This window comes from Oxyplasma meridianum (genome assembly GCF_038024865.1).
GTDB classification, from domain to species: Archaea; Thermoplasmatota; Thermoplasmata; order Thermoplasmatales; family Thermoplasmataceae; genus Oxyplasma; species Oxyplasma meridianum.
In genome coordinates, this window is record NZ_CP133772.1 from 413,908 (window position 1) to 428,955 (window position 15,048).

Sequence of the window (15,048 nt, forward strand, 5' to 3'; positions counted from 1 at the left end):
TTAAAAATTAAAAAACATTGTTCAATGCAGCCTGAATTGTGAGGAATTCCCTGTCATATACATCTTTTTTTCCCATTTTTTCATTGTTTCTGGGTGGTACAAAAATATTGCCAAGAGATGCAATTCGGGCAGCTGAGAGAGCATTATTGTGGATCTTGTGAGGCATACTTGTATTTCTTTCGTCCACTACCTTAATATCTATTCCAGTACTAATAAGATCATGAATTATCTGGTCTCTGTGTGGTTTGTCTCCATCCCCTATCTTGATTGATATATTCCTGTACCTGTATGAGTCCCTGATTTTAATAACCTCCGATCTTACCATCTCTATCAATGGCATTTCAAAGGCTTCTGTGAGTACATTGTCCGCAACAACTGCCAAGCCTGGATAGGGACCTGGATCAACGCCTATTATAACTTCATCAAAGGTCTCCAGATTCATCAGAAGAGGAAGCGAATTCCTAATTCCATAGGTTGAATCTCTGGCATTTATCTGTCTGTCCCAGAACCTCTCATCTTTTTCTGAACTCAAAACAACTAAAATATCTCTTGGTATGTTGCTCTTGCTTTCCAAACTTGTGAATGGGATTTTCCATTTTCGAAGGTCAGCTATGATATCATGGTAAAACTTGAAGTCAAGAGTAAATATGCCTACCCTTACCATTCAAAGTAAAATGCATTGATGGCTTATATTCTTTGCGAATTAAAGCATTAAAATAAGATATAATTTCGTATTCAGTTAAGAATCTTTATCTGTCCGGCAACTATATTATTGGCTATTTCAAGAAACTGCTTTTCCTTTCCCCTTGGTATAACGGCCCCGGCTGCAATATCATGCCCACCACCGCTACCTCCAACCTCTTTTCCCGCCTCCTTCATAACAAGTGAAAGGTTAAGGCCATGTTTTACCATTCTCCTGGTCCCTCTCGAGGAAACTTTGGTATCCCCATTACCAACATTAAAACCTATGAGTGGCTTATTCTGCCTGGCCAGATAGAGCATTAAAGTACCGCTTATTGCGCCCGCCATTTCTGATTCCGGGGCGTAGAAATATCTCAGGTGGCTCTCCTCAAAGAGTTCTTTGTTGGTCCTGTAAACGTAATCGATGAGTTTGGTTTTAAAAACTTTCCAGTTCTTTATCATCTCATCTCTAACAGTTTGATCACCAAGGAAAAATTGGACTGGTATTGAATTCCATCCCACCTTACCATTCCCATCTATAATATTGCTCAGTTCTTTGGATGAAAATTCCATGCCGTCGAAACTCATTATATCGCTTTCCAGATACTTAAGGGCTTCAGTACCAACTCCCTGTTCCAGAAGTTTAAGTGAAAGGTTGACGGCCAACCTTCTCATCTGATCTTCTCCCAGTTCCTGCAATGTGCGATTGCCTGGAATATTTATACCAGAAAGGAACTTCTCCACATTCTCTGGTTTTCCGGTAAGATCATCGAAAAAAGGATCGGTTGAATAGGTTATAGAATCTATAAGGTTCCCACCTTCAAGATTTATGCCTCGAAATACATGACTTTTGTTTCCATAAGTCTCCACAAGCTTTCTGTTCAGTCCATGAAATCCTCCAATGTCCTGCTTGTCTGCAATGGCGCCTGCCACGAAAAAAGGAAACAGATCTGCATTTGCCTCATCTATTGCCAAAGCCATAAGAAATGCCATGGTGGCTCCACATGCTTCCCTGGTTCCATCCACATGATAGTCTCTGGCATTTATATTGAGACCTTTTATAGTGGTATGGTTGAAAAAATGATGATCCAGTACTATTATCTTTTCATATTCTGGAACATACTGTACCTGATCCGACCCAGCGTCAACGACAATAGTTGTGATATCATCCTCTTCAATCCTTTTTCTGAAACTATCACCGTCCAGTGCCTTTATATAACCAAGGTTGAATTTTATGCCCTTTCGCTTAAGGGCATTTGTAAGAATTATGGCGGAACTTGTTCCATCTCCATCATAATGGGCAAGAACTCTGACATAATCCTCATTGAGAATCTGCCTTGCACCATTCTTTAGCCCATCGTAAAATTCCTTCTCTATTATGTCTTTCAACATAATCATAATACTTTATTCAGGTTCCATTCTCTCGAAAGGTAGCCTTTGTTCTTATAGTACCTTATCATTCTGAGTATTTTTGCCATTATGAGCTGCTGACCTCTTTTATTGCTCATATCATTTTTGTTAAGCTGCATGTGTTTTGTCACATTCTTGTATCGGTTAATGAGGTTCATCAGATCTTCTGGAACTTCCGGACTGAGATTTTTCTCCTTCAACACTGTTCCTATTTTCTTATTCAGGATCATCTTCGTTCCCGGTATTCCATACTGGTCTCTCAGCCTTATGCCTATATAGGAACTTGATCCACCTTCCTTTCTTAGCTGCACAATAATATCCTCAATCTCTTGACTGTTACTCTGAACCCAACTTTTGGATTCATCCGAATATACTCTTTTCGATCCTGATTTTCCCCTTTTTCTGGTATGCATTCGTGCCATTGAAATTACCTTGAACCCTCCCAGATTATATAGGTATTAATTACCTTTTTCCTGCATTAACCAGGCAGAAATTAAAGTGAATCAGACCAATCCAAGCCGTCTCTCTGTTGAGCATATTATTTCAGAAGCTACTGTCCAGATGGTAAGTTCATCCCTGTAGATAGAGCACGATCTGCCCATGGAGTAAGCATCACTTATGTAATCTCCCTCTGAGAATCCTCCTATGATGTAAGTTGTTTCATTTTCTTCTGTGATCTGATCAATGGGTTTCTTCTCTCCTGAGGGCGATAATACAACTACATGTTCAGAGTTGACCATTCTTAATGCGTCCTTAAGGGTACCATCGTAGCACTCCATCAATACTGTACCATCACTTTCAATTCTTCCTTTCACAAAAAGGCTTTCCAACAGGCCAGTGAACCTGTTATAGGATCTGGGCAGCCTGGTCTCCTGATTTATGGTTATGATTTTATTCATTCTTGTATGAATTATCACCCTGATCTGCTTTTCTTTGTTGAGAATGGAATCCTGCACAACCATAAGGAGGGTATGTATTATATCCGGCCTCCCTCTTCTGTTGGATTCGCCCGGGAAATGCTTGTCTATGGAACTGTGCATATAGTTGGAATCAAGCAGTATCCTGTCAAAACTTTTCCCTCTCTTCTTTGCCAGATTGATTATGTTGAAATCATGGGAGAGTTCCGCTGGTATGAATTCTATTTCTGCGTCTGCAATTATGAGGTTAATCATTTCGACATAACAGGTATTGAATGCTGAGTATTGAAATTTTTTCCAGTTTCACTTAGAAATACAAATTTAAATGAATTGCAATATCCCATCGTGGTTCACTCTTGAAAATCAAAGACGGCCTTATTGAGGTTTATACAGGTAACGGAAAGGGAAAAACTACTGCGGCATTTGGCCTGGCGTTTCGTGCATCAGGATGGGGCTATAAGGTCTACGTACTGCAATTCATGAAGTTGGGTACATACGGGGAAAACCGTGGAGCCTTAAAGTTTCCGGACAGCATGACGGTAAAATATGTAGGAATGCCTTACTTTATAGCATGGGAGGAGGATATGCCCATAGAGGACAGGAAGAAAGTCAGGAACGTTAGGTTCTGCAAAAAGGGGGTCCCTCCTCCTGAATACAGGGCAAAAGTACAGGAAGAGTTCCTGGAAATGGAAAAGAACATAGCCGAGGGTAAATGGGATATTGTAATTCTTGATGAGATCAACGTGGCTTTATATTACAACCTGCTTTCATTAGTTCAGGTCCTAAACATGCTGGATAAAAAGCCTGTAAACGTTGAAGTTGTACTCACCGGAAGAAAAATGCCAGAAGAGATTATGGAAAGGGCCAGCCTTGTAACGGAAATGAAGGAAATCAAACACCCGTATTCAAAAGGATATCCTGCAAGAAGAGGCATTGATTTTTAGGATGCTGGCTGCATAGGGAGGGAATCTTCTCCAGCAAGTCTCTGTTTCAATCTGTTTCCCGTACCATAGAAAAATATGAAAAATGCTACTGAAATATTAATTGCAAATATTATTCCCCAAAATATTACGGGCATTTTCAGAAAAAATGGGAGAATAGAAGTTCCAAAAACGATTGCAAGGGGACTCAATGTGCTTGAAAAAACCTGGAATACGCCATAATATTGACCTCTTTTATCTGATGGAGCCATTTTTCCTATGGAACTGGTGATGGGCGGTGTTGATATATTCTCTCCTATTGTAAGGAATGCTATATCTATGAGAATGAAATAGAAATTTGAAGAAAAAGATATCAGCAGGAAAGTTACAGCATAAAATATAAGGCCTAGTGAAATTCTATTTGGTTCTGAGAGTTTACTAACAAGTCTGTTAACCGGAAGCTGAAATATAGCAACAACAATGCCGTTTATGGCATACATCACCCCAATCTGGTAGGCTGTGAATAGATAATCCGTGGACAGGAACAGAGTCAGGGTGGGTCCCCATTGACCAACAGCGAAAAATGAGGCTGCAATAAGCAGGCTCCAGCCCATGAATATTTTATCATTCCATGGGAACCTGATTTTCCTCAGTATTACAGAATCCTTATCAATGGCTGCCTTTGTCTCCTTTACAACGAAAATATACACAAACCATTCAAGTATTGAAGCTATGGCTGGAGCAAGGAACACAAGTGCATAGCTTATACCTGCAAGAAATCCCCCTATTGCGGGGCCAAATGCGAAACCAACATTACCCGCAATCCTTATTATACTGAAAGCTTCAATTCTCCCCGTTATGGTGGTTGTATCAGTGATTATTACATTATCAGCTATTGCCTGAACGCTGCCAAAAGGTGCAATGAAGAGATATATTGTTTCAACCACAATGGTGGGTGAAGAAAACTGTATGGCAAATGTCAATGATAGGAATAGGGTGAAAACAATGGGTGGAAGAACAAGAACAACTCTCCTCCGACCAATTCTGTCAATTATTCTTCCCCCATAAAGGGAAAACGGGAGAGATATTACTGAGGTAAGAAAGAATAGAAGCCCTATGACTATAAAAGATATGTGCCGAATATCTGCAAGATAAAGTGGTATTATCACCCAAGCTGCAGATCTTCCAAATGTTCTTATGAACTCTGTGGTGGATATGGCCTTTACGAAAATATTCAGCCGATCTTTTCCTTCGGCACCCGGTTTGAATAAAGACATAAAGACCTTTCTTCCACTTATATGGTCCGGTTGTATTTAGCGCTTATTAAACGCCAAAACAAACATCTTCCAGGTCAGATCAAAGATATGACAAGAGCACCGGCTATTGCCAATATAATTCCGAATGCCTGTATTGCAGTCAGTTTTTCCCTGAAGAACAGTACTCCAGATATGGCAATAGTTGCCGGTAGAATGGCAACTATTGACCCAGCAAGCACGATAAAATCTCCGGAAATTGCAGAGGCATAGACCACATTTGCACTCCCATCAAGAAGCCCTGCAAGCACCCCCAGTGCAAGGACGGATCTGTAACGCCCCTGCTTTTCTGTGTTAGGTTTCTTTCTTGCCTTCATTATCCTTGGCAGAAAGATAATTGTTATGATGAAAAAACCCACAATTCTTGCAAGGATCAGTGGTGTGGTTGAAAAATGCACTGCAAAAATGGCCCGAGAAAGAGGAATGTAGTAAAGACCCCAGATTATGTTTGCAGCTGCGGCCAGAAGAAGAATCCTATTGATCTTTACATTTCTATTTACTGAAACTAAAAGTGCACCCATTATTATGAGAGTTATCCCAATATATGTATATGGTCCAGAATTCTCCTTCAGAAAAAGAATGCCGATGGAGATTACTATTATCTGCTGGAGGTTGAACATAACACCTGCACTTGACACTTTTTCTTTCTCAAGTGCTTTGTAGAATAATATGTATCCGGCGCCCAGCATAACACCTGAAACAAGGGAAAGGAGAAGAAAACTAGAATAATGGAACAATGGCCTTTCTACCAGGATTGCGATTAACATGGGGAATATGCCCAAGCCCACAACTATGGACGAGGTACGATAAGTGCCCAGTTGGACGCTTACTTTCTTTATTATGGTATTTGAAAAAGTCCAGAGTGTGAGGACACCCAAAGACAGGAAGAGGCTTAACTCCAGAATCATTTACCTTGACCGTGCTGTATATGATCTCTCTATTTATTCTGTTGGTGTTACAACAAGGGGTATTTTCTTAGGTCACAAAACCATATAAACCAGAGAGAAAGCCCTGGATCCAATAACTGCCAACCCCCATGTTTTTGCCTTCGTGATAACTGCAAACGCCGCAGCTAGTGAGACTAAAGCCTTTAGGTCAAGCTTCTGTATATTGTATATAGAGGGGAGTAAATGAAGAAATTGCCAGCATATCAAACACCCTCTGCAGATCTTTTTCATCTCTTATTCTAAAAAAAAATGCTTAAAGGTTAAATCTCTGAAGAAAGCTGAGGAGTACAAGGGTTAGTATTATCAGGATCAGCCTATCATTCACGTTTGCCATCTCTTCTGACCAGTAAAACCCCTGCGAAGAGGCCGGAAATTATAGGCACGATCATGAAAATATCTGAAAGTCCCATTACTTGCCATTTTACGGCAACTATGCCAGAAATAATTGCAACAACAAAACTCCCTGCATTATCTATCCGGGACACAAAAAGTCCAACAGAAAGTGATGTAAGCGCCAGGGCGAATTAACATATGAATTTCAATGGAACGCTTTTCGGAAAAACTGTCTCAGGAACTGTTTCACCTATCCATACAATATACGCATGGATATACATTTACTGCATTCTACGCTTTTCCAGATCAGGATGAAATACTAAAATTGCATTGATCTCATCAGTCAGCAGAAAACTTAGAGAAAGAATGTTTTTAAAAACAGGAAATGGTCTCTGGTGCTGTATATGTGGGCCGTAGAATCTGTGCGGCAGATTGATCAGAAATGCCGTGATTATAAAGGAGTAAACTTCTATTACTATTGCCATGTAACCCAAATGCAGACTGGACTGCGCCTGAGTATACAAATATTAAAAGAGCAACTGTGAAATAATGCTGTACCCGAAGAGCATATATCCGACGGTCAAAGGTCAGTTCGGCAGGCTGGTACCCAGTTGCTATTGCAACATAATTGGTTATCACGGATGGCCTTTTCACTCGGGATCACACCTCCTGTCATGTTTCAATGCAACATTGAATGGGAATATCTGCATTTTTACAAACATATCTACTTTTTAGAAAGCATAAGAAGAGAGTATTCCTTCATATATTCAGGTTTAAGCGTATTTTCAACATTGAAGAGTGCCTTTATCTGATTAATATTCTTCTCAATGAAAATATCGCCATACAGGAATATTCCATCATCTTTCAGCACCCGGTAAATTTCTTTGATTCCAAGAAAGAGATCATGGCCAAAATTATGGTAGACAAGACTGGAAGCAGCCAGGTCAAAATAACCATCCGTGTATGGTATTTTCTTCAGGTCAGCTTTTACAACTGTTATGAAATCGGTTATTCCCAGACGTTCAAAATTATTAACAGTTTTTTCAACTGAGTTGTTTTCAAGGCTGGAATCTTTAAAATTGTCAATCGCCCATATATGTGTGTTTTTAAAACTTTCATGAAGGATGTAGGATACAAAACCACTTCCACAGCCTGCATCCAGGCATTTTGTAAATTTTTCAGCGTCATTTTCAATTCTCAATTTTTCTGCTGCTTTATCAAATAAAGAAACAATGGTTTTCCTTAATTCTTCAGATTCGGTCCTGCTGGAATGGTGATACACGCCAAAATCCACTCTTTTATCCATAAATGATTATATGGGTTGAAACTTTAACCTTTTTTATTTGGAAAATCATGCGGACAGGTTGTTGAAATGTTTCTTTCCACATTATGTAATTAATTACTAAGCAATTAAATATTTATACCCTCTCTGAATTAAGCGCGGATATCTATGGAAGAAATGAAAAGGGATCTCTTGAATCCGTTTCCCTGGTACAAAGCGATGAGAACATCTAAACCTGTCTTCAGGGACAGTGAGTATGGACTTTGGAATGTTTTCAGATATGAGGATGTAAAGCGCGTTCTTTCCAATTTCAAGGAATTTTCTTCGCAGTTTGGAAAAGCATTCAACCCGGCAGGAGGACCGATTTCTGAAAGTATCATAAACCTGGATCCCCCAAGGCATACAAAATTGAGGAATATAGTTTCACGGGCATTCACACCAAGATCTGTGGAGAAAATGGAACCAGCTATAAGGGAGATATGTGAAAACCTTCTTTCGGTACACAGAGATGGAAAATTTGACATAGTCAAAGAATACACTTCTCCTCTCCCAGTAACTGTAATAGCCACCATGCTGGGCATTCCCGTAAAAGACATGAACAAATTCAAGAGATGGTCGGATAATGTAGTTGGCGGTTCAGAAAGTAATTACGCTGAGTTTCCCGCCATAATGAAGGAAATGATTGAATATTTCAGGAAAATGATGGTGGAGAGGGAAAAAGAACCTAGGGACGACCTCATAACTGCCATAATAAACGCAGAAGTTGATGGAGATCATCTCTCTGAACTGGAGAGCTTGGGCTTCTTTATTCTGTTGCTTGTGGCAGGAAATGAAACCACCACCAATCTCATATCCAATTCCCTTTTATGTTTTGATGAAAACCCAGGGACAATGAATGAAATCAGATCTGATAAAGGGCTGATTCCAAGGGCCATCGAAGAAGTTCTAAGATACAGAAGCCCGGTCCAGTCAATATACAGAGTTGCAATAAATGACACAGAAATAAATGGAGTAAAGGTTCCAGCTGGAAGCATAATGGTCCCATGGATCGGTTCAGCCAACAGAGACGAATCGATTTTCCCTGACGCGGATAGTTTCGATATCAACAGGAAGGAAAACAGGCATATAGCATTTGGAGAGGGGATACACTACTGCCTTGGTGCCCCACTTGCCAGGCTTGAGGGTAAAATTGCACTTGAGACACTATTGGAAAAATACCATATGATTACTATTGACAGAAATTCTCCAATTGTGCCTCAGGACAGTACAATTGTCTATGGACTCAAGGAACTTACAGTAAAAGTCTCATAATTTACCTGAAGCGGGAGAGAAGATCAATAAACCTAAAAAAATATAATTATTAAAATGAACATTAATAGAATAAACACATTTGAAATTTTAAACCTTATTAACTGTAAACCATTACCCCGCTATGTCATTTCTTGATTATTTCATAACTCCAGATGGGCTTGAGGAACTTGATCCTGAAACAGTTGAAAAAAAGGCACAAGAAAAAGGTACGGTTATTATTGATGTAAGAACAAGTTCCGAGTACGGCGAAGGCCATATAGCTAATTCAAAACATATCCCACTGGGTTCAATAAAGGATCATATATCCCAACTGCCTAAAGACCAGAAATATATCCTTATTTGCGCAACCGGCCACAGGAGCAGGGCTGCAGGCGCAATGTTCCTGAAGAGTGGCTTTGTAAATGTGGCGCATCTTAAAGGTGGTATGGGATCCTGGAAAAGATCCGGAAAGAATATAGAAAAATGATTTTTTCATATTATTGCTTTATATAGATCTTTTGAACATGCACCTTATAAATCCGCTTTTCTCCTTTAGATCTATTTCCAGGCCAATATTTTGTGCAATTCTCTGGAATGTATGGGCATCCATGAGGTGTGACTTTACAAATCTTTTGCTGAAACTGCCGTTATCGGTAACCTCATACACAATAAAACTACCACCTTGCTTCAATCTCTGCATAATGCCTTCAATGGATTTTTCTCTCTCTTTCCAGTGATGAAAGGACATGGTGGTATAAATCACGTTATACTTATCCTTATCAGGTATTTCACGGCTGCTTCCAATTTTAAAATTGATCCTCTGTTCAACTCCTGATCCTTTGGACCTTTTCGTGGCAACATTCACCATCTGTTGAGAGGGGTCTATTCCTCTCCCTTTGAAATTGCTTCTAGCTTTTGCAAGTTCAATGATCACATGTCCATCTCCGCATCCTATGTCAAGTATATTTTGAAATTCCATTGAATTCAGATCTTCTAGCACGAATTTGTAAAAGTTCCGCACTGTAGGGATGATCCTGCTAAAAGAATACATTCTTGATCCTATTGATCCGAATCTCTCTTCCCCCCTCTCATAAAGGTCCTTTTTGTACTGTTCTTCCATGATTCAAGACTCCTACGTATTATTTAACAATGCTACCGTCCTTCCACGGCAACTGAAAAATTGCCAATAAACAGTTTTTCAGCAGCTGAAAGTCGTTATTGTTTCACTTCTTACATTTGGATTATCTATCCCAAAAGTTGAAGATATGCAGATAATTTTTTTTAAAAGCCCATCCATCAGCCATGGGATCGATAAGGTAAATTTATATAGTGTTAGATAATAACACGCACTATGAAGAGAGATAATAGTGATTTATTTTATAAGGGATGCTACGTCAGGGTTACTGGAAAAAGTGCGGAAGGACATACTGCAAAATACAATGGAACTTGTCCGCCTGTTTAAAGAAAGGGAAGAACTTTCAAGAATAATAGCCAGTGTTAAGGAAAAGGAAAATTTTGAGATAAGGGATAGAAGGAGAGAGGAAATTGTTTTAAATAAATTAGGTAATCTAAGCCCAAGACAACGGTCAATCCTTAACATGATTTTCGAGTTCTCAATATCATGCCAGGATAAAGTCGATGAAACACTTGAAGTATATCTTTCTGAAAGATGTTTGCAGTTAAGCGGCGAAAATTCCATTCTTGAATATGTGGCTGGATTGCTTTCCAGCAGACCAGGATCAGAGATATACTCCTCCAGGGAACTTGACTCTGCATTTGTTCTGGGTGCAGTAAGAAACGGTGCACATATAATAAATGACAGTTGTGATTCTCCGGACCTAAGGATTGGGCATTCCAGAGACAAGGAGATTTACCACATCTCATTAGATGATAGCGGAACTATGAGTCTGAATCCGGTAATTCTCCAGGTAAACTTCAGCTTTACCAGGGTACAGGTTGATTGAGATGGGTGTCTTTATTTTGGGAAACAGAGGAAGGATGGGCTCTTTTCTTACAGAACTTTTCAGGGGAAAAGGGTTCGAGATTAAGGGATCTGATATACTTGATGAAAATACCGACAGAAGGGAAAGTGAAATCAGAAATTCGGATGCTGTTGTACTCGCAGTCCCCCAGGAGGTGGCACTGAAGTTTGTGAAAGATCATGCAGACCTGAAAAACATAATAGAAATTGGATCTGTCAAAACCATCTTCTCTGAGTTTGTAGGAAAAATAGTATGCATCCATCCGCTTTTCGGTCCACTTTCCCATAAGAATAAGGCAAGAAAGCAGATCATTTTCATAGATGACATATCGCCGCCAGAAAAAAAAGAGATGATTATGAAGCTTTTTGGTCAGATTGAACTTGTCTCAATGACCGCTGACAGACACGACAGAATTATGGCTGATATATTGGTGGCACCATATATAATCTCCATACTGAGTTCAAGAGTGGAAATTCATAAGGATCTTTCAACCAGATCATCCAGATTACTTGAACATATGGCTGATATTTCAAAAGCAGAAAGTGGGGAGGTATTGAAAAAGACAATTTCAATGAATCCATATTCTCCGCTTATCTTCAGAAAAATCATGGAAGGCATAAGGGATCTTGGAGGTGAAATTTAGTGATACTCATACCAGAGAATCAGGATTATTTTGAAACACTTAAGGATTCTGTCTCAGATTCCACAGATTCCTATCGTATCCTAAGACTCTATGGGAAAAGCATACTTATAACGCCTGATAATTTTTATCCATCATTTAAAATTGACAGTTCCCATGTAATCTCTGTAAAGTCAGGTCTCTATTCAAGGGAGGCCAAAAGTGAGGACACTCTTGTTGCAGTGGATCACGTTGTTATTGGAGGAAAAAAACTGGTTGTGGCAGCAGGACCATGCGCTGTGGAAAGCAGAGACCAGCTGATGGAAATTGCAACAGGAGTCAAAGATTTAGGATCAGACATGATAAGAGGAGGGGCATTTAAGCCCAGAACAAGCCCATACAGTTTTCAGGGACTTGGGGTGGAGGGTCTGAAAATACTGGCCAAGGCAAAGGAGGAAACCGGGATGCCGGTTGTTTCAGAAATCATGGATATATCTGATTTTCCATACTTCCAGGATACTGTCGATATGATTCAGATCGGGTCTAGAAACTCCCAGAATTTTTCCATGCTGAAGTTCATAGGAGAACATAAAAAGCCTGTGCTGTTGAAAAACGGAATGGGTAATTCCACAGAGGAATGGCTGAGTTCAGCAGAATATCTTCTTTCAGGAGGAAATGGCAATGTGGTATTATGCTACCGCGGGACAAGAGGATTTGAAAGGCGCACAAGGTTCATGATGGATACAGGGTCCATTGCAGTGGTTAAATCAGTGAGTCATCTTCCAGTTTGTGCAGACCCCAGCCATCCTTCAGGCAATAGGGATTACGTTGAATCTCTGGCTTTGGCCGCTGTAGCTTCCGGAGTCCATATGCTGGAGATTGAGGTACACAATAACCCTGAAAAAGCACTTTCAGACAGAGATCAGCAGATATCGTTTGAGACCTTTGGCAGAATTGTGAAAAATGCAAGGAGGGTCAGGGAACTTCTAACAGGTGATACGCAATAAACAGTAACAGTGGGAATCATCTGCTAAGTATTTTGAACATTATTAATGCCAAAAATTGGATAAAATGTTAACATGCTTCACCTCCCACAGGAACACATCGATGGGCAAAGTGAAAATAGTGCTATTCTATATGCCATAAATTGGTATCATTTTCTTTCGAAAACCTGGGAAAGAGCAGGAAGCTGACGGTCATAACTCTGTTATCATCCATGGGTGTATTCATGGATGGATATGCACTTTCAATATTTTCAAGTGCGTACATTTACCTTAAGTCAAGTTTCATCAACAGGGCTATCTTTGTCTCCTTTGCAGCAGCTGCGATTTACATTGGCATGTTCGTGGGGAGTATTGTGCTGGGAAGACTATCAGATTCATATGGCAGAAGGACACTGTACCTGTATGATCTTGCAATATCGTCTGTATTTCTTCTCCTTACTGGATTGTCCTCAAACATATTTCAGTTTTTCATATTCCAGCTGCTTGCCGGCATTGGAATAGGTGCGGATTACCCTATAAGCTCATCAATACAGGCAGAGTTTTCCCCAAGGAAAACAAGAGGAAAGTACCTGGTTTTCAATATTTTTTCCTGGACATTAGGATCCCTGGTATTCTATACAGTATCAATTCCAATTGTTCTTCTGTCGGGTGATCTGGCATGGAGAATGATGTACATAACAGGTGCTATTATTCCACTCCTTGTAATTATCGCGAGGCGCAGAATGCCAGAGAGTCCATACTGGCTCGTAAAGGAGGGGAGAAGCAACGAAGCTTACGCTGTATCAAACAGCATGTCCATTCCAGAATTGAATGCACTGGTTTTTCCGCCGGTAGTTGAAAAGGGGAAAACATCATTCTTGGAACTATCCAGGTTTCTTCCTCTTATAATTTTTACCTCTGTTGCATGGTTCTGTTACGACGTTGCAAGTTATGGCGTCTGGAATTACACTCCATCCATATTCATTCAGTCAAATTCATCATATGTATCAACAATGGCAGAGACCCTTCTTGAAGAAATTCCGGTTGTGGTTGGTACACTTCTGTGCCTTTACGCAATAGACAGAACCGGGAGGAAGAGACTGGAATCACTGGGGTTCGGTCTTGCAGGTATTTCTCTCATAGCTTTTGCACTTGTATCACTTCATTCAGTTCTTCCATTTACCTTCATTTTCATTGCATTTGCACTTATGCATTTCTTCCACAACATTGGCCCTACAAATATTACCTACCTCTATCCGGTGGAAATCTTTCCAACAAGGATCAGATCGACAGCCATGGGAATTTCAACAGCTGCTTCCAGGCTTGGAGCAATTCTTGGTGTATTTGCCCTCCCTCTTTTCATTCTACATCTAAATCTCTCCTATGGTCTCATTTTCTTTGCAGTTTTTGAATTTATTGGGCTGGGTGTCACTTTTTTCCTAGCACCGGAAACCCTTGGAAAATCATTATCATGAGTTTCTGCAGGTGTATAAGGAAATATACAGGTTAACAGACTTAATTTTCTCACAGTCCTATGTGGTCAAAATCCCACTGTTCCCTTTCATGCAGACTGGAGGAACCACTTATACTGTTTCTTGACCTCCTCTTTTGTTTCCCTGTATCTTTCAGAAGAAATCTTTTCCCTAATCAGGGCAAGGTCCAGGTCTCTCAGGATCTGAATTACATCTGCACTTCCTTCTTTTCTGTAGTTTTGCATCAGTTTCTCAAGGTTTCTGTAAAGTTTAGTCCTTATTTTGTTCAGGCTGAATTCAACTCTTGGCCTTCTTGATCCAGTTATCCAGGTTTTGGTGACAATTCCATACCTGACCAGACCCTTGATGTTTTTGTCAACTGCCTGTCTGGTCATGCCAAGTTCAGAGGCAATTTCATCTGGAGTATGTCTTGTATGCAGAATCTTCACTATTTCTATCTTCGGGTGCGCTGTGATCTTATGTATGTCAGGAATCACAGAAGATAAAGGTTCCAAGTTAATTTTACCTTTTTTGTTGAAGTTTGTAAAAAATATGTAATGCATTAAGCGTGAAAGTTGAATCAATAAAATATAATATAAAAAATAAATATATTTAATCCCCTGAAATAGGACGGGTGAAGAACATGGAGAGCCATGAGATGAGAAGATTGAAAGAGATGCTTGATAGTGGCGTTATAGATAAGGAAGTTTACGATAAGATACTATCAAGATGGGCATCCTTTGGAAAAGGCAATAATAGCAAAACAGAAAAAGAATCACCCGGGCAGAATAGAACCAGGAACAGGGGAGAAACGGTCAGGGTAAACGGATCAAGCATTCTGCCAGAAGTATTTGCAAAGGAGATTAGAGTTTCTGGGCCTCTAAAATAGAAAATAATTG

Annotated in this window: 19 protein-coding genes; 8 read left to right on the forward strand and 11 right to left on the reverse strand. The window is 39.9% G+C overall.

The genetic code is table 11. The features are described from left to right. Window positions 1-7: 7 nt before the first annotated feature. The 4 genes from OXIME_RS02115 to OXIME_RS02130 all read right to left on the reverse strand — a co-directional run bounded on the left by OXIME_RS02115 (window position 8) and on the right by OXIME_RS02130 (window position 3,263). A complete protein-coding gene (locus OXIME_RS02115) occupies window positions 8-664 on the reverse strand; it encodes a hypothetical protein (RefSeq protein ID WP_393971836.1) in 657 nt (218 codons plus the stop codon). A 71-nt stretch (window positions 665-735) separates the two neighbouring features. Continuing rightward, window positions 736-2,079 (reverse strand): DHH family phosphoesterase, encoded by a 1,344-nt coding sequence (locus OXIME_RS02120; RefSeq protein ID WP_393971837.1) that lies wholly within the window; start codon window positions 2,077-2,079, stop codon window positions 736-738. Then, window positions 2,076-2,513, reverse strand: a complete 438-nt coding sequence (locus OXIME_RS02125; protein WP_393971838.1) for a 30S ribosomal protein S15 — start codon at window positions 2,511-2,513, stop codon at window positions 2,076-2,078. The genes OXIME_RS02120 and OXIME_RS02125 overlap by 4 nt, the downstream gene beginning before the upstream one ends. 81 nt (window positions 2,514-2,594) lie before the next feature. Continuing rightward, window positions 2,595-3,263: a 16S rRNA methyltransferase gene (locus tag OXIME_RS02130; protein WP_393971839.1), complete on the reverse strand. Its 669-nt coding sequence runs from the start codon at window positions 3,261-3,263 to the stop codon at window positions 2,595-2,597. Between the two features lie 101 nt (window positions 3,264-3,364). On the opposite strand from OXIME_RS02130, the gene OXIME_RS02135 reads away from it, so the two are divergent. Beyond that, window positions 3,365-3,952 carry a cob(I)yrinic acid a,c-diamide adenosyltransferase gene (locus tag OXIME_RS02135; protein ID WP_393971840.1) on the forward strand — a complete coding sequence of 196 codons (588 nt, stop codon included), beginning with the start codon at window positions 3,365-3,367 and terminating at the stop codon, window positions 3,950-3,952. Here OXIME_RS02135 and OXIME_RS02140 read toward each other — a convergent pair. The 5 genes from OXIME_RS02140 to OXIME_RS02160 all read right to left on the reverse strand — a co-directional run bounded on the left by OXIME_RS02140 (window position 3,949) and on the right by OXIME_RS02160 (window position 7,827). Beyond that, window positions 3,949-5,205 carry an MFS transporter gene (locus OXIME_RS02140; protein WP_393971841.1) on the reverse strand — a complete coding sequence of 419 codons (1,257 nt, stop codon included), beginning with the start codon at window positions 5,203-5,205 and terminating at the stop codon, window positions 3,949-3,951. The genes OXIME_RS02135 and OXIME_RS02140 overlap by 4 nt on opposite strands. A gap of 74 nt (window positions 5,206-5,279) precedes the next feature. Beyond that, window positions 5,280-6,149: an EamA family transporter gene (locus OXIME_RS02145; protein WP_393971842.1), complete on the reverse strand. Its 870-nt coding sequence runs from the start codon at window positions 6,147-6,149 to the stop codon at window positions 5,280-5,282. A gap of 356 nt (window positions 6,150-6,505) precedes the next feature. Next, complete coding sequence (locus OXIME_RS02150; RefSeq protein WP_393971843.1) at window positions 6,506-6,673, reverse strand: hypothetical protein; 168 nt, start codon at window positions 6,671-6,673, stop codon at window positions 6,506-6,508. Window positions 6,674-6,802: 129 nt separating this feature from the next. Further along, on the reverse strand, window positions 6,803-7,006 hold the full coding sequence (locus OXIME_RS02155) for a hypothetical protein (protein WP_393971844.1): 204 nt from the start codon (window positions 7,004-7,006) through the stop codon (window positions 6,803-6,805). 239 nt (window positions 7,007-7,245) lie between these two features. Beyond that, complete coding sequence (locus OXIME_RS02160) at window positions 7,246-7,827, reverse strand: class I SAM-dependent methyltransferase (protein ID WP_393971845.1); 582 nt, start codon at window positions 7,825-7,827, stop codon at window positions 7,246-7,248. Window positions 7,828-7,971: 144 nt separating this feature from the next. Here OXIME_RS02160 and OXIME_RS02165 point away from each other — a divergent pair, with 144 nt between their 5' ends. Continuing rightward, window positions 7,972-9,114: a cytochrome P450 gene (locus OXIME_RS02165; protein ID WP_393971846.1), complete on the forward strand. Its 1,143-nt coding sequence runs from the start codon at window positions 7,972-7,974 to the stop codon at window positions 9,112-9,114. Window positions 9,115-9,235: 121 nt separating this feature from the next. Continuing rightward, complete coding sequence (locus tag OXIME_RS02170; protein WP_393971847.1) at window positions 9,236-9,580, forward strand: rhodanese-like domain-containing protein; 345 nt, start codon at window positions 9,236-9,238, stop codon at window positions 9,578-9,580. A gap of 18 nt (window positions 9,581-9,598) precedes the next feature. Here OXIME_RS02170 and OXIME_RS02175 read toward each other — a convergent pair whose 3' ends face one another. After that, window positions 9,599-10,213 (reverse strand): class I SAM-dependent methyltransferase, encoded by a 615-nt coding sequence (locus OXIME_RS02175; RefSeq protein WP_393971848.1) that lies wholly within the window; start codon window positions 10,211-10,213, stop codon window positions 9,599-9,601. 247 nt (window positions 10,214-10,460) lie between these two features. On the opposite strand from OXIME_RS02175, the gene OXIME_RS02180 reads away from it, so the two are divergent. From OXIME_RS02180 to OXIME_RS02195, 4 genes are all read left to right on the forward strand, one after another. Beyond that, entirely contained in the window at window positions 10,461-11,057 is a 597-nt protein-coding gene (locus OXIME_RS02180) for a chorismate mutase (protein ID WP_393971849.1), read from the forward strand. Window positions 11,058-11,073: 16 nt separating this feature from the next. Next, window positions 11,074-11,718, forward strand: coding sequence for a hypothetical protein (locus tag OXIME_RS02185; RefSeq protein ID WP_393971850.1), 645 nt, complete (start codon window positions 11,074-11,076; stop codon window positions 11,716-11,718). Then, the gene (gene aroF / locus OXIME_RS02190; RefSeq protein WP_393971851.1) at window positions 11,718-12,701 is read left to right on the forward strand and encodes a 3-deoxy-7-phosphoheptulonate synthase; all 984 of its coding nucleotides are present in this window, start codon (window positions 11,718-11,720) and stop codon (window positions 12,699-12,701) included. The genes OXIME_RS02185 and aroF overlap by 1 nt, the downstream gene beginning before the upstream one ends. Before the next feature lie 140 nt (window positions 12,702-12,841). Continuing rightward, complete coding sequence (locus OXIME_RS02195) at window positions 12,842-14,152, forward strand: MFS transporter (protein ID WP_393971852.1); 1,311 nt, start codon at window positions 12,842-12,844, stop codon at window positions 14,150-14,152. Between the two features lie 86 nt (window positions 14,153-14,238). Here OXIME_RS02195 and OXIME_RS02200 read toward each other — a convergent pair whose 3' ends face one another. Further along, window positions 14,239-14,646: a hypothetical protein gene (locus tag OXIME_RS02200; RefSeq protein ID WP_393971853.1), complete on the reverse strand. Its 408-nt coding sequence runs from the start codon at window positions 14,644-14,646 to the stop codon at window positions 14,239-14,241. A gap of 146 nt (window positions 14,647-14,792) precedes the next feature. On the opposite strand from OXIME_RS02200, the gene OXIME_RS02205 reads away from it, so the two are divergent. Then, window positions 14,793-15,038 carry a hypothetical protein gene (locus OXIME_RS02205; RefSeq protein ID WP_393971854.1) on the forward strand — a complete coding sequence of 82 codons (246 nt, stop codon included), beginning with the start codon at window positions 14,793-14,795 and terminating at the stop codon, window positions 15,036-15,038. Window positions 15,039-15,048 lie beyond the last annotated feature (10 nt).

Excerpts from the sequence above, each read along its gene's own strand:
- OXIME_RS02115 (WP_393971836.1), bottom strand. The coding sequence starts at position 664 with ATGGTAAGGGTAGGCATATTTACTCTTGACTTCAAGTTTTACCATGAT.
- OXIME_RS02120 (WP_393971837.1), bottom strand. The coding sequence starts at position 2,079 with ATGATTATGTTGAAAGACATAATAGAGAAGGAATTTTACGATGGGCTA.
- OXIME_RS02125 (WP_393971838.1), bottom strand. The coding sequence starts at position 2,513 with ATGGCACGAATGCATACCAGAAAAAGGGGAAAATCAGGATCGAAAAGA.
- OXIME_RS02130 (WP_393971839.1), bottom strand. The coding sequence starts at position 3,263 with ATGATTAACCTCATAATTGCAGACGCAGAAATAGAATTCATACCAGCG.
- OXIME_RS02140 (WP_393971841.1), bottom strand. The coding sequence starts at position 5,205 with ATGTCTTTATTCAAACCGGGTGCCGAAGGAAAAGATCGGCTGAATATT.
- OXIME_RS02145 (WP_393971842.1), bottom strand. The coding sequence starts at position 6,149 with ATGATTCTGGAGTTAAGCCTCTTCCTGTCTTTGGGTGTCCTCACACTC.
- OXIME_RS02155 (WP_393971844.1), bottom strand. The coding sequence starts at position 7,006 with ATGGCAATAGTAATAGAAGTTTACTCCTTTATAATCACGGCATTTCTG.
- OXIME_RS02160 (WP_393971845.1), bottom strand. The coding sequence starts at position 7,827 with ATGGATAAAAGAGTGGATTTTGGCGTGTATCACCATTCCAGCAGGACC.
- OXIME_RS02165 (WP_393971846.1), top strand. The coding sequence starts at position 7,972 with ATGGAAGAAATGAAAAGGGATCTCTTGAATCCGTTTCCCTGGTACAAA.
- OXIME_RS02170 (WP_393971847.1), top strand. The coding sequence starts at position 9,236 with ATGTCATTTCTTGATTATTTCATAACTCCAGATGGGCTTGAGGAACTT.
- OXIME_RS02175 (WP_393971848.1), bottom strand. The coding sequence starts at position 10,213 with ATGGAAGAACAGTACAAAAAGGACCTTTATGAGAGGGGGGAAGAGAGA.
- OXIME_RS02205 (WP_393971854.1), top strand. The coding sequence starts at position 14,793 with ATGGAGAGCCATGAGATGAGAAGATTGAAAGAGATGCTTGATAGTGGC.